This window comes from Cypionkella sp. (genome assembly GCF_028290025.1).
Classification (GTDB): Bacteria; Pseudomonadota; Alphaproteobacteria; order Rhodobacterales; family Rhodobacteraceae; genus Cypionkella.
On record NZ_JAQGKQ010000053.1, the window covers coordinates 61,332 to 74,844 of the forward strand.

Consider the following 13,513-nt stretch of genomic DNA (forward strand, 5'->3'; position numbering starts at 1 on the left):
GTCGTCTCAGGTAAGGGTGGCGCAGAAGTTTTGGATGCGGGTGCAAGCCTCACGCAGCGTCTCATCGGCGGTAGCGTAGCTGACCCGGAAGTTTGGCGATAGACCGAAGGCAGCACCGAACACCACGGCGACGCCGGTTTCTTCCAGCAAAGCCGTGGCGAACACCTCATCATTGATGATCTTGGTGCCCGCAGCGCTGGTTTTGCCGATGCAGCCCGCGATATCTGGGTAGACGTAGAAGGCGCCTTCGGGTTTCGGGCAGGTGATGCCCTTCGCTTCGTTCAGCATGGAGACGACCAGATCGCGGCGGCGTTGGAAGATTTTGCGGTTGGGCGCGAGGAAATCTTGCGGTCCGGTCAGGGCTTCGAGGGCCGCGTATTGGCTGACCGAGCAGGGATTAGAGGTGCTCTGGCTTTGGATCGTACCCATCGCTTTAATAAGTAGGGTCGGGCCGGCGGCATAGCCGATGCGCCAGCCGGTCATCGCATAGGATTTCGAGACGCCATTGCAGGTCAGGGTGCGGTCGTAAAGTTTCGGCTCGATTTGCGCCGGACTGGTGAACTCGAAATCGTCGAACACCAGATGTTCATACATATCGTCGGACATGATCCAAACATGTGGATGTTTCAGCAGCACGTCACACAGAGCACGGAGTTCTTGGCGGGTATAGCCAGCACCTGTCGGGTTCGACGGCGAGTTAAAGATGAACCACTTGGTTTTCGGCGTGATCGCGGCATCAAGCTGCGCGGGCGTCAGTTTGAAATCGGTGTCGATGGTGGCTATGACAGGCACCGGAGTGCCGCCTGCCAGCAGCACCATATCGGGATATGAAACCCAATAGGGCGCGGGGATTATCACTTCGTCGCCCGGATTACAGGTCGCCATCAGCGCGTTATACAAGGTTTGCTTGCCGCCCGTGCCGACGGTGATCTGGTTTGGCGCGTAGGTCAGGCCGTTCTCGCGCTGGAATTTCTCACAGATGGCTTTCTTCAGCTCCGGGATGCCATCGACCGCCGTGTAGCGGGTTTTGCCTGCATCAATCGCGCGTTTGGCAGCGTCACGGATGTTCAGCGGCGTGTCAAAATCCGGCTCGCCTGCGCCCAGACCGATCACATCGCGGCCAGCGGCCTTGAGTTCGGCAGCCTTGGTGGTGACGGCGATGGTGGGTGAGGGTTTGACGCGGGCAAGGGTGTCGGAGAGGAAGGCCATAAGGGGCTCCAAAGGGGCTGGTTTGCAAATTTCGCCTCACTGCCATATGGTGGCACCCCTACGCAATCAAGCGATATCACCTTTGGAGAAGCAAGATGGCACAAATGAGCAATGAAGACTGGTATGGCGAAAACACCGCGACCTTTGGCGATCGGCTGGAGGCTGCGCGCGAATCCTGCGGGTTAAGCCAAACCGAACTGGCGCAGAGACTTGGTGTGCGTGACACCACGATCAAAAGCTGGGAGGCTGATGAATGGGAGCCGCGCGGCAATCGTTTGCAGATGTTGGCAGGGATGCTGAATGTCTCGCTGATGTGGCTGTTGTCGGGTCGCGGCGAAGGTGTGGCGCACCTGATACGGACGCGCCGCTTGCGATGCCAGCACGCAGCGCACTTGCCGATATTGCGCGGCTGCGTCGGCAAATGCAAACGCTCGGCGCTGAATTGATGCAGGCAGAGCAGAAGTTGGCGGTCGAATTGCGCGGGATGACACGATGAGCGAGACACAGGAAGCGCGACTTAAACGCATGGCAATGCGCAGTTGGCGGCGCGGTATGAAAGAGATGGATTTGATTTTGGGGCCGTATGCGGATGCGCATTTGGCCGAGATGGACGAAGATCGGCTGGTTATTTTTGATAGACTTTTAGAGGAAAACGACCAAGACCTGCTGCCTTGGGTGTTGGGGCAAAATGTGGCGCCGGCCTATCTTACGGAATTGATTGCAGAAATTGGTGTATATGCGCGGGGGCGGTTGGCCTTGCAGTAATTTGCGGCAAAATCGCGGCCAAGTTTACGATATGTTTTTGTTTTGTGCTGATTCTATCCGCAGTTGCCATCGCTCGCGGAGTTAAGAAATGAGCTTACATGACCCCCTGCTGGACGGCTCGCAAAAGCTGTTGATGGCGGGCTATCTGGATAATCTGGCGTTGCTGGAACGGCTGCATCGGCTGCTGTTGGACGTGATCAAGGACGAGTTTGAACGGGTGGCGATCTTTGAGATCAACTCGGTGCAGGCGCTGTTACTGTTCAACATCGGCGAGAATGAGGTAACGGCGGGCGAGCTGAAAACGCGCGGGTATTACCAAGGCTCGAACGTGTCCTATAACCTGAAAAAACTGGTGGAATTGGGCTATATGCACCATCAGCGGTCGGAAATTGATCGGCGTTCGGTGCGGGTGCGGTTGAGCGAAAAAGGTCGCAGGGTGCGTGGGATGCTGACGGATTTGTTTCAGCGCCATGCCGAAGGACTGGCAAAGCGCGGGTTGGTCGATGCCAATAACATGGAAAACATGAACCAGTCGCTGAAGCGGATGGAGCGGTACTGGACCGAGCAGATCAGGTATATCTATTAACGGGCTGTCAGAAGGCGGCTTGGTTAACGCCAAAACCGGGAATAGGTGGCAAAACGCCCCTGTAGCTTTGCCAAAAGGCGAAGACCAAGCCCGGTGGGCGCATCGGTACTCGTGGCAAGGCGGTGGATGATGGTTTCGGGCGGGCAGGGCTTGCGGCTGACCGGATCGTAGTAGCGTGGATAGGCGATCAGGGTGGCATGGGCGAGGGCGAGCAGGCCGGGGCGGGGCAGCGGATGGCCATCTAGGGCTCGCTTGCGGCGCATAGGAATGGGGCCGAGGTCTTGGGTCAGCCCCCAGCCGGCGTAGAATGGCGCGCCGAGGCAGGTGACGCGTTTGCCGCGAAGCAAAGCTTCAAAGCCGAGCAGTGAGGTCATGGTGAACACCTCATCGCAAGCTTCGATCAGGTGGATCGGGTCGGCGTTGTGGGCGATTGCGTCGGCCAAGCCGCGCAGGGTTGCGTCGGGGATCATGCCGGGACGCAGGCCAGCTTCCACATCGGGATGCGGTTTGTAGATGACGGTGGCATAGGGATAAGCCGAGCGGGCGGCTTGCAGCAAGGCAAGGTTGGTGCGGATGTCGCCTGCACCGAGCCGGATGGCGGCGTCGTCTTCGACTTGGCCGGGCACAAGGATGCGCGGGCCATCTGGCAGATCGGGAATCGCGCCGGAGAGGTTGTATTTCGACAGCCGGGCGGCGATCAGCGCGGCGATGAGCTTTTCGGTGCGGCGGGCGGCGTCGGGGGTAAGTGGGGTTTGAATCAGGTGCTCAAGTCGGCTTTCGCGGGTGGGATCGTAGTAAATACCGAGATCATCGGTGACGAGAGACAGCGGCGGCACCAGTTCGGCACCAAGGCCACGCGAGCGTAGGAAGCCATCTTCGACGCGGCGAACTGTAATGTCTTTCGGCAGATGCTTGGGTTCTTTGCCTGCCCAAACCAACAGGCCGCGACCCGTTTCGCGGGCGTTGGCTATGGCTTTCGTGGGGTTATCACGAAAGATCAGCGGCTTTTCGCGGCCAAACACAGCTTGCAAGCGGCCACGTTTCCAGACCCGCATTCCGAAAGCGACGTGTCCCGCGCGGTCTTCGCGAAAGGCGCGGGCTTCGGCCTCTAGTTGGTCTACGGCTTCTTCAAAGCTGCACAGGCGATTGCGGCAGGGATCTACCCATGTCGGAGCGAGGATCATGGCGGCGGCGAAAAGTTGGGTTTTGGTGAGGGTTCTGATGCGACGGTCTATCGGGAAAGCGTCGGCGGTTAAGCCCCAGCCGGCGTAGAAGGGTTGGCCGAACACGCGGGGGCGGTGGCCTGCAAGGATAGCCTCAAACCCGAGTTGCGACGAGACGGTGTAGACAGCGATGGCTCCATCCAGCAGCGCCCAAGGCGAGGCGGGCGCGGTGCAAAGCTGGATGCGGTCGGTTTGATCTGCGGCGCTGAAATGGCCGCCACGCAAGCCGAGTTGGGTTTCGGGATGGGTCTTGATCACGATGCGGGCGGTGGGGTGTTCGATCTGTGCGGTGGCCAGCATCTCGGCAAAGCGGGCCGTATTGGCCCCGGAATGGCGGATAGAGGCGTCACCTGCGGTTTGATCAACGACGAGCACGTAGCCCGGCGCGGGTATCGCAGCGTCTGTATGGTGCATGTTGTATTTGGACAAGTCCGCGCCGCGAATACGCGCCAATCCGTCACGTGCGCGGGTTAACAGGTTCGAATCATCCAAGGGGTGCTTGGCTAGGATTGTCTCTAAGGTGGACGGGGTGGCGCTGTCGAAATGCACGCCACGCCCGTCGATCAGCAGACCAAGCGGGGCGGCGCCCATGCGGCCGGGACGGATTGAGCGCAGGAAGGCATCCTCGATCCGCACCAGCGGGACATTGTAGCGGGCGGCCACGGTCTCACCGCGTTTGGCGTAGGGCGAGCGACCCCAGACCACCACACCATCGTCAGGACCGGGCAGGCCCATGCGCAATTCATGTCCGGCAAGGCTTAGCATTTGGCGCAGGTGCGGTTGGCGCAGGAAACCTGCATTGTAATAGTAAAGCCGCCGGGGAATCGCCCCGGCGGCAGTGTCTTTAAGCCCAATCAGCGACAAGCTCGCCTCATTGCCCCGTAGTGGCGATATTGTTGGCCGCAGAAGTCGAACCGGAAATCGCCGATAGGGTTTTTGACCACTGCACGAACGGCGCTTCGGTGACATAGACGGTGTCGCCGTCGCGGATCAGGAAGTCACGCGCTTCAAACATGCCAGTAGGTTGTGTAAGATCAAGTACATAGACCATGCGCTGATCGCCGCGCAGGTCTTTGCGACCAAGCACTGCATTGGCAACCTCTGCGGGTTCATTGCGGAACACGAAGACGCCGGTTGGATCTGCGCTCGCGGTATTCAGGCCGCCGACAGTCGCCAAAGCCTCTATCGCGGAGAGCGTTTGCGTTTCGAACGGCACCTTGCTTTGCGAACCGGTGGCACCCATTGCGACGAAAGACCGGGTGTCTTTCTCAACGGTGATTTTGTCGCCCGGACGCAGCGCGATGTCGAGACTTGGGTTGGAGAACAGATCTTGCAGCCAGATCTTGCCGCTTTGCCCGCCGCGGGTGAGGCGAACGATGGCGACGGCCGGTTCGATAGTGACGCCACCGGCTTTTGACAGCATCGCGGACAGTGTGCGGGTGGGGCGCTCAATCGGGAAAACGCCGTTCGAGGCGGCAAAACCGGAAACCGAGACGGTGGAGCCGTCACCAGCGAGCCGCTGGACCTGAATTTGCGGATCGGGGGTTTGAGTGTCGAGTTTCTTGGTGATGATGTCGCGCAGACCGTCAGGCGACTGGCCTGCGGCTTTGATTTTGCCAGCGTAAGGCACGAAAATAAAGCCTGCGCCATCGACTTGGATCTCTGTCAGAGCCGAGACGCGTTGGCCGGTATTGCCCAAGAGCGGATCATCTTTTACGTTTTCATAGATTGTGAGGCCCAGCACGTCACCGGGCGAGATCACATCCGACCCGACCATGCCGGCATTGCGGAAAGCCGAGCTGAAACCAAGCGCGGGCGTCACCGCGGTCGCTCGGGTCACGCGCGAATTCACCGTCACGATAAAGGCGTCGCCCTCTTTCAGGATCGAGCCTTTGAAGATTTCTGCCTTGTTGGGGCCAGAACGCGGCAGGCCACAGGCCCCGACCGCACTCATAAGCGCCACAAGGGCAAGGGCCTTCGCCCCCCTTGATCCGGTAATTTTCACTGCCCGGGCTCCTTTAACTGGATTTGCCTCAAGTTTTGCCTGTAACGCTACAGAAAGATGAAACAAAATGCCAGTCTTGGTTTGTGGGCTCACTTGACGAGGTGCAACTGTTGCCGTGGTGCCGCTTTGCCGGAGGTCAGAGCGTCGTAGGGATCTTCGGATTGCAGCATCATATCAACAACCTGACGCAGCAATTCTCTGCGACCGCGCGAGCTGTAAAAGCCGCCCGGTACTTGGCTGGTTTCCAGCAAATAATGCCGATAATCGCGGTACGCCCTGCTATCGGGGCGGGTCGGCAAGGTGAAGAAATCTTTCAGGCTTTGGGTAGAGACAAATTCCGGCTTGGCGTAAACTGCGGCGCCAAATGTCTTGAGCGGCAGGCCGCGCCACAAGACTTGCTGGGCAGCGGTGGAATTGACCGTTACAGCGCTGCGGGCATGGTTGAGCAGGGCGGCCAATTTGCCGCCGCGCACAAAATGCACGCGCGCCTCAACGCCATGCAGTTTCGCGAGACGTTTGATTTCTCGCGCAACCGGAACGCGACCATCCTCTAGCGGGTGCGCTTTGAACACGATGTGGTGATGTGAGGCGGCACCCTTGGCAAAGCCTTCCATCACCAGCGTCAGAAACTCGGCCATGGTTTTGAATGGCGAGTGCATTTGAAAACTTGAGTCATGTTCGAGTTGCAACAGCACCAGATGATAGGGAAAGCCGCCGTGTTTGATGCGGAAGGTGGCTGCAATACGCTCCCATCTATGCAACGGCAGCAGACCGAGGCGCTTGACATAAAGCCAGAATTCCTGCCCCACACTAAGGGTGCGATGCGGGCGAAAGTTGCGATAACCCCAGAATCCGATCAAGACGAACCAATGATAGAGCGCGCCCCAGAACATATGCTGGCGCATGTCGCCCCAGCGGGCGGGGGCATCGGGAAGCTCCATATCCAAGGCTTCCAGCGCCTTTTGCATTTGCGGCACCGACATCTGCATCAGCCGGGAATTGCCGTTCGAGCCGCCGCGTTCATAGCTGATCCAATAGGGACGCAAGTAGCCTTCCTCGAACACATGAACGGTGATCCCGGCAGCACGGGCGGCTTGCACGGCGATGGCATGGATCGGTCGGGTGTCGCCGTAAAGCACGATGTCGGTGATCTGCTTTTGCTCGATCAAAGTGCGAAAGGCGAGCGGCCAGTCTTGCAGCGTGCCTTTGAAGCCGATGTAGCTGTCATCGTTGCGCCAAAACGCGCGATCACCCCGATTATATCCTACCCGCCAGACCTGTGCGCCCGCAGATCGAAGCATTTTGCCGAGGCGGTGAAAATAGGGGCCATGCGGGCCCTGAAGAAACAAAAAACGACGATGTTGACCTGAATCTGACATGTACCTGCACTTTTACACAGCATGCGCATTTGTTGCCCAATAATAAGGGGAAAATGTGCGTATCTTGTTACTGTACGCGATAAGTTCCGAAAAATGCACGGCAAATTTGAAGCGATTGCACAGGCGCGGCGCAGGCGGTAGCTTTGGCAGCAAATGTGAGGACCTGAAGCGATGTTTACTGGAATTGTCACCGATATGGGCGAAGTGCTCGCACTAGAGCAGCGCGGCGATCTGCGGGCGCGGATCGGCACGGCGTATGATGTGACGCGGGTGGATATCGGCGCGTCGATCTCGTGCGAGGGGGTTTGTTTAACCGTGGTGGCGCTGGGGACAAGCCCGCGCAATTGGTTTGATGTGCAGATTTCGGCGGAAAGCGTGTCGAAAACCAATCTGGCGGGGTGGAGGCTTGGCAAGCGGTTGAACCTTGAGCGCGCGTTGAAAGTCGGCGATGAGCTGGGCGGTCACATTGTCTCGGGCCACATCGACGGCGTGGCCGAGGTGGTGAAGATCGTGCCCGAGGGCGAAAGCGTGCGGGTAACATTCCGCGCGCCGGAGACTTTGGCGAAGTTTATCGCGTCAAAAGGTTCGGTGGCGCTGAATGGCACATCGCTGACGGTGAATGAAGTCGATGGCTGCGATTTCGGCGTCAACTTCATTCCGCACACCCAGGCGGTGACGACTTGGGGTGAGGTGAAACTAGGAGACCGCGTCAACCTAGAGGTCGATACGATGGCGCGCTATGTGGCGCGATTGCGGGAATGGGAGTGAGGCGTTGCCATCGGAATGTTTGTAGGCAACGCCTGATTTGATCGGTTAGTAGAGCCCGAAATTGTCGGTGCTTAGAGAGGCCACATTGTTCAGCACGGCCACCAGCACCATGGCATCGCTGCCTGTGCCGTCGCTGTCCCAGTAAAGCTTATCGGAGGCGGCATTGAAGACAAATGTGCCCACCGCTGCCTTCGCCGCTGTGCCATTAACCAGCACTACGGTGGAGGTCATGCCGTCAAAGCCAGCAATGTTGAACGACAAACGCTCTTTATTGGGGCCAGGGGCTACGAAATCGGTGATGATGTCGCCGTCTCCGATATCGCCCCTAAGATCCCAATAAAATTCATCGACGCCGCCCATTCCGGACAAAGTATCTCTGCCGTCGGATCCTTCCAAGAAGTTCGCCACGCCATTGCCGCGCAAAACATCATTAAACTGCGCACCTGCGAGGTCTTCGATGCTTATGGCGGTCTCTCTATTTCCATAGCCATCATCAATGATTTGATTGCTCGAACGCGAGAGGTCAACTTTCACGCCATGCTGAGCGGCATTCGAGAAGTTGTCGCCGAACCAAATGGCATCGAAGCCTGCCGATCCATTATAGCTGTCCTTGCCTTCTCCGCCGCGAAAGACGTTGTCAGCGCGTGAGCCGACAAAAACGTCATTGAAGCGGGTGCCGCGCACTCTTTCAATATCGACAACGGTGTCTGTATTGCCAAAACCATCGACAATCTTTCCAGTGATTGAGCCCTTCACCAAAGAAGTCTCCAAATCGACGACAATGCCTTTGTTCGCGCCTTGATAATAGTCATTGGAATAGTTCGCCTGATCTCTGCGATCTTCGGTGCGCACACCGTTGACAAACGAAACATCGCCACCGTCGATGAAATCGTTGCCGCGGCCGCCGGCAAAGTCATCCCGCTCTTTCGTAGAACCAAAAAAGCGGTCTCTGAACACGGAGCCTTCGAAGGATTCTAGCCCCGTGAACTTGTCAACGAAGCCCCACGGATCGGAGGCGGTGCCCTTATTGACATTGATGGTAGCACCGCGAATGGCGCTCATTCCTTCATTATAGGAAGTCTGCTGATAACTCAGCCGATCATAGCCGGCACCCCCGTTGATCGTATCATTGCCGACGCCGCCTTGAACGTCGTCATCGCCGCCCCTCATGTTGAAAACATCATTTCCAGAATCCGTCCCCGGAAGCCACTGATTGTCATTGCCGGAGGTGCCGTTAAAGATATCATTGCCAGACGTAAGATGTGACCAAGCTACCTTCCCGCTTGGCCATGGTCCGTGGCCGTCTTTATAACCGGGGGCACCGAACATATCGAAATAGAGCAGCGAAAAGTCATCGGCCAAAGTCGAAGCGCCGATATTGGAGATGGTCAGCACAACCTGCCCAGTCGCGTTTTTAACCTGAACCTGAGCCACATCGCCGCCCGTTGCCGCTGCGCCGCTATAGCCGAACTTTGAGCCGGTGACGGTGATCTGATAATTCGGAAAATCAACGCCAGTCGCCGGATACTTAAATGAGAAGGTAGTTGCGGTTTTGGAAAGAATGGTCACCGGGGTGGTGACTTCGAAAAATTTCCCCGGCCATTCGTCGAGGTTGTTGAAGCGGGGTGTAAGTGCAACTGTTGCCATGATTTTTCTCCCTATAAGTGGCATTAGATGCGATTGCGGAAATGCACGAATTGTATTTTTGCAGGCCACAAACAGTCACACGGCAGCAACCACTACAGAAAGATTCTTTCGGCTTACTATTCAGGGCATAGGTACGATGCCTTATGGAACTGATGCCCGCGCACAGATAGCGGGTAGGTCAGTAGGATATTTCGGGTGAGCGGGTGGAAGGCGATCAGCCCCCCAAGCCAGCTTTTTGAGAGCTTTCGGGCGAGTGCACAGGCAGTGTTTGGCGGCGCAGGTCGCGCGGCTCTGGCATTTGACCGCCTTTGCGGATATGGGCAAAGAGACAGATTCAGGAAGCCAGAACATGACCGCACGCACCGAATATTCAGACGCAATCTCGTCGATTGAGGAGATTATCGAGGATGCTCGCAATGGCCGGATGTTCATTCTGGTGGACCATGAAGATCGTGAGAACGAAGGCGATCTGGTGATCCCGGCGGAAATGGCGACGGCTGAGGCGGTTAATTTTATGGCGACGCATGGGCGCGGGTTGATCTGCCTGACGCTGACCGGTGCGCGGATTGATGCTTTGGGGTTGCCGCTGATGGCCTCGAAGAACTCCAGCCGGCATGAAACCGCGTTTACCGTGTCGATAGAAGCGCGCGAGGGCGTTGAGACCGGGATTTCCGCAAAAGACCGTGCGCTGACTATTGCGGCGGCGATTGATCCAAACACCGGGCCTGCGGATCTCGCGACGCCGGGGCATGTGTTTCCGCTGCGCGCGCGCGATGGTGGCGTGTTGGTGCGGGCTGGGCATACCGAGGCTGCGACGGATATCTCGCGGTTGGCGGGGCTGAACCCGTCGGGCGTGATCTGTGAGATTATGAAAGATGACGGCACCATGGCGCGTCTGCCCGATCTGGTGGCATTTGCGCAGAAGCATAATCTGAAGATCGGCACGATTTCTGACCTGATCGCCTACCGTCGTCGGCATGACAACCTGATCAAGGAACGTTCGGTCAAGCGGGTGCATTCGGTGCATGGTGGCGATTGGTTGATGCGGATTTTCGCCGACGAGACGCATGGTGATGAGCATGTGGTGCTGAGCAAGGGTGATCTGTCGGGCGATGCTCCGGTTTTGGCGCGGGTGCATACGCTGAATGCGCTCGAAGATGTGCTGGGAATCGGCGACGATCACGTTGGCGATTTGCAGGGCGCGATGCGTGTAATCGCGGCGGAGGGGCGTGGCGTGATTGTGCTGTTGCGCGATACCTCGATGAAAATCCAGGCGGGTGAGGCGAGCCCGCAGACGCTGCGGCAATACGGGCTTGGCGCACAGATTTTGTCGGCGCTGGGGCTTGGTGCGATTACCCTTGTGACGAATTCCCAAGCTCCCAAAGTGGTGGGTCTGGATGCTTACGGGCTGTCGATTGTCGGCACCCGCGCGATTGCGGAGTAAATCATGGCTGCCAATGAAACCCATTACACCCTGCCGCTGCCGTCATTCAGTGCTCCGGTAAAACTGCTGATCGTTGTCGCGCCGTATTATAAAGATATTACCGACCAGTTGGTTACGGGCGCGCAGGCGGTGGCTGCGGCTTGTGGGGCGACGGCCGAAATCATTGAGGTGCCGGGTGCGCTGGAAGTGCCGTCGGCGATCGCTTTGGCCGAGCGGATGGCGAAGTTTGACGGCTATGTGGCGCTCGGCTGCGTTATTCGCGGTGAGACGACGCATTATGATACGGTGTGCAATGACAGCTCGCGCGCGCTGACGATGCTGGGTTTACAGGGGGCGGCGATTGGCAATGGCATCCTGACGGTGGAAAATCGCGCGCAGGCTGAGGTGCGCGCCGATGCGATTGGGCAAAACAAAGGTGGCGGTGCAGCTGCTGCGGCCTTGCACCTGATCGCCTTATCGCGCAAATGGGCGACCGACACCAAGGGGATCGGTTTTCGTCCATGACTTCCAGCACCACCAAGCCTGACAAAAAGCAGATGAAATCGGCCGCAAGGCTTTATGCCGTGCAGGCGCTGTTTCAGATGGAAGCCTCGGGGCAAACCGTGGAAGCCATTCGGCGCGAATTTGAGACGCATCGCTTCGGGGCGATTTATGATGGCGATGAGATGGCAGAGGGCGATGTGGATCACTTCCGCGCCGTCGTCGATCATGCGGTGAACTTTCAGGCAATGATCGACCAGATGACCGACCGGGCTTTGGTTGCGAAATGGCCGATTGACCGGATTGACCCGGTGATCCGGGCCTTGTTCCGGGCGGCTGGGGCGGAGTTAACTCAGATGGTCACGCCGCCGAAGGTGACGATCAACGAATATGTTGATGTGGCGAAAGCATTCTTTCCCGAGGGCAAGGAGTCTAAATTCGTCAACGCTGTTCTCGACCATATGGCACGCGAGGCGAAGCCGGGGGCTTTTTGAGGGCGGCCTTGGCGGACGCCGATGCTGATGGCACGAAATCGAAAGAAGACGTGCTTGGCGTGTATGACGCCAATTACTATTTCAACGACAAGTTCTATGCGTTCGTTTTGGGCCGTATCGAGTCTGATGGGTTGGCCTCCGAGCTGCCTGCGGACTATGTCAAAGGCAGCCCCGACCCACGCCAAACCGCAATTTCCAAAGACGCATTTCTTGGTTTTGGTCCGGGTTACCGGATTGTGAACAATGAGCAAATCGCTTGGCGCGTGCAAGCTGGTGTCGGTATCAGTTATCTTGAATACGGTGATGACAACAGCACCACCGAAGAGGCTGGCATCGTGTCGTCGCGGTTCTTTTATAAGTTCAACGAGAACGTGTTTGCCAGCATGGACACCGACGTTCTGAAGTCGGATGCGGCGCTGCGGATCAATAACGATCTCGGTGTTAATATGAAGGTGAGCGATGCGTTTTCTACCCGCGTCAGCTATCTGACTGAGTATAACGACAGCCGCACGATCCGCGCAGATAATAAGTTGGGTGTTTCGCTGGTTTACGGTTTCTGACCAGCGTTTTCGGAGCGAATAGCCTGAAAAGGGGACAGCGCGCTGTCCCCTTTTTCATGCAAAAAGCGTACTTGGCGAGCCAACGTATAATGTCGCGAGCTGACACTTAAATTAGCACAAAACACTTGTTTTGATCTTCATCACGTGCTTGACAGGCAGATTTTGCGGATTCCTCGCAACAGCGGCGTAAACTCGCCAAGTGGCGTCAAAAATGTTTTAATTTAATAATAGCGATTTAGGGGGTCAGAATAGGTTCAATAATTTGGTTCCATCAAATTTTTGAAACACTTCGGTTATTGCAGGCTTTGCGCAAAAATTTGCCAAAACTTATCTAGAAATCGGCGGAAAAGCGAAGTCGCCGCTTCTGATTGGCATCAACTCTTGAACACGAATGGATGATGCAACATTTGCATGGCCAACGTCGGAAAACTTCGGCGTCAGGGATAGATGTTGAAAGGACTGATCATGAGAAACGTAACTCGTATCGCGGCAGTATCCGCATTCGCTCTGGCTGTTGGGTCGCTGCCTGCCGTGGCACAGACTACGCTGCTTGGATCGAACGCGGTGAACGATGAGGTCGATGATTTGGCAATTCGGGCCAATCGTGACATTTCGCGTGGCAATGACGATATGCGCTTTGGCAACCAAGATATGCGTGAAGGCATGTCGGGTTCGGCATCGCTCGGCTATAGCGGCAAAACCGGTAACAATGAATCACAAGAATTCTCGGCAGGGGCGCGTTTGCGCTTCGGGATGGATCGCTTCGTTCAAACGCTGAGCTTTGTGATTGATTATGCTGATGACGATGGTGATTCGACCAAAGAAGACGTGTTGGCCGTTTATGACGCCAACTACTACTTCACCGATAAAGTTTATGGTTTTGTGTTGGGTCGTGTTCAATCGGACGGCTTGGCGGATGAATCTTTTGACCCATCCAGCGGTGAAGCTTTGGA

Annotated in this window: 14 protein-coding genes; 9 read left to right on the forward strand and 5 right to left on the reverse strand. The window is 57.0% G+C overall.

The genetic code is table 11. The features are described 5' to 3' along the window. Positions 1–6: 6 nt before the first annotated feature. Positions 7–1,209: a pyridoxal phosphate-dependent aminotransferase gene (locus JWS10_RS08785; RefSeq protein ID WP_299506457.1), complete on the reverse strand. Its 1,203-nt coding sequence runs from the start codon at positions 1,207–1,209 to the stop codon at positions 7–9. 104 nt (positions 1,210–1,313) lie between these two features. On the opposite strand from JWS10_RS08785, the gene JWS10_RS08790 reads away from it, so the two are divergent. The 3 genes from JWS10_RS08790 to JWS10_RS08800 all read left to right on the forward strand — a co-directional run bounded on the left by JWS10_RS08790 (position 1,314) and on the right by JWS10_RS08800 (position 2,560). Continuing rightward, the gene (locus JWS10_RS08790; protein WP_366943525.1) at positions 1,314–1,655 is read left to right on the forward strand and encodes a helix-turn-helix domain-containing protein; all 342 of its coding nucleotides are present in this window, start codon (positions 1,314–1,316) and stop codon (positions 1,653–1,655) included. Between the two features lie 46 nt (positions 1,656–1,701). Continuing rightward, a complete protein-coding gene (locus tag JWS10_RS08795) occupies positions 1,702–1,974 on the forward strand; it encodes a succinate dehydrogenase assembly factor 2 (protein WP_299506460.1) in 273 nt (90 codons plus the stop codon). A gap of 88 nt (positions 1,975–2,062) precedes the next feature. Continuing rightward, a complete protein-coding gene (locus tag JWS10_RS08800) occupies positions 2,063–2,560 on the forward strand; it encodes a MarR family transcriptional regulator (RefSeq protein WP_299482986.1) in 498 nt (165 codons plus the stop codon). 23 nt (positions 2,561–2,583) lie between these two features. On the opposite strand, the gene JWS10_RS08805 is transcribed toward JWS10_RS08800, so the two are convergent. The 3 genes from JWS10_RS08805 to JWS10_RS08815 form a co-directional block, all read right to left on the reverse strand. Beyond that, complete coding sequence (locus JWS10_RS08805; RefSeq protein ID WP_299506463.1) at positions 2,584–4,647, reverse strand: capsular polysaccharide biosynthesis protein; 2,064 nt, start codon at positions 4,645–4,647, stop codon at positions 2,584–2,586. 7 nt (positions 4,648–4,654) lie between these two features. After that, positions 4,655–5,788, reverse strand: coding sequence for a polysaccharide biosynthesis/export family protein (locus JWS10_RS08810; RefSeq protein ID WP_299482982.1), 1,134 nt, complete (start codon positions 5,786–5,788; stop codon positions 4,655–4,657). An 89-nt stretch (positions 5,789–5,877) separates the two neighbouring features. Further along, entirely contained in the window at positions 5,878–7,167 is a 1,290-nt protein-coding gene (locus JWS10_RS08815; RefSeq protein WP_299506466.1) for a capsular biosynthesis protein, read from the reverse strand. Between the two features lie 171 nt (positions 7,168–7,338). Here JWS10_RS08815 and JWS10_RS08820 point away from each other — a divergent pair, with 171 nt between their 5' ends. Then, positions 7,339–7,935, forward strand: coding sequence for a riboflavin synthase (locus tag JWS10_RS08820; RefSeq protein ID WP_299506469.1), 597 nt, complete (start codon positions 7,339–7,341; stop codon positions 7,933–7,935). Between the two features lie 45 nt (positions 7,936–7,980). Here JWS10_RS08820 and JWS10_RS08825 read toward each other — a convergent pair whose 3' ends face one another. Continuing rightward, a complete protein-coding gene (locus JWS10_RS08825) occupies positions 7,981–9,582 on the reverse strand; it encodes a calcium-binding protein (RefSeq protein WP_299506472.1) in 1,602 nt (533 codons plus the stop codon). Between the two features lie 349 nt (positions 9,583–9,931). Here JWS10_RS08825 and ribB point away from each other — a divergent pair, with 349 nt between their 5' ends. From ribB to JWS10_RS08850, 5 genes are all read left to right on the forward strand, one after another. Beyond that, positions 9,932–11,026: a 3,4-dihydroxy-2-butanone-4-phosphate synthase gene (gene ribB / locus JWS10_RS08830; protein ID WP_299481306.1), complete on the forward strand. Its 1,095-nt coding sequence runs from the start codon at positions 9,932–9,934 to the stop codon at positions 11,024–11,026. 3 nt (positions 11,027–11,029) lie between these two features. Then, complete coding sequence (locus tag JWS10_RS08835) at positions 11,030–11,530, forward strand: 6,7-dimethyl-8-ribityllumazine synthase (protein ID WP_299506475.1); 501 nt, start codon at positions 11,030–11,032, stop codon at positions 11,528–11,530. Next, positions 11,527–12,000, forward strand: a complete 474-nt coding sequence (nusB, locus tag JWS10_RS08840; protein WP_299481312.1) for a transcription antitermination factor NusB — start codon at positions 11,527–11,529, stop codon at positions 11,998–12,000. The genes JWS10_RS08835 and nusB overlap by 4 nt, the downstream gene beginning before the upstream one ends. Positions 12,001–12,008: 8 nt before the next feature. Then, positions 12,009–12,560 carry a DUF481 domain-containing protein gene (locus JWS10_RS08845; RefSeq protein ID WP_299506478.1) on the forward strand — a complete coding sequence of 184 codons (552 nt, stop codon included), beginning with the start codon at positions 12,009–12,011 and terminating at the stop codon, positions 12,558–12,560. A 447-nt stretch (positions 12,561–13,007) separates the two neighbouring features. Continuing rightward, positions 13,008–13,513 (forward strand): DUF481 domain-containing protein (locus tag JWS10_RS08850; protein WP_299506481.1); only part of this gene is annotated, 506 nt, incomplete at its 3' end.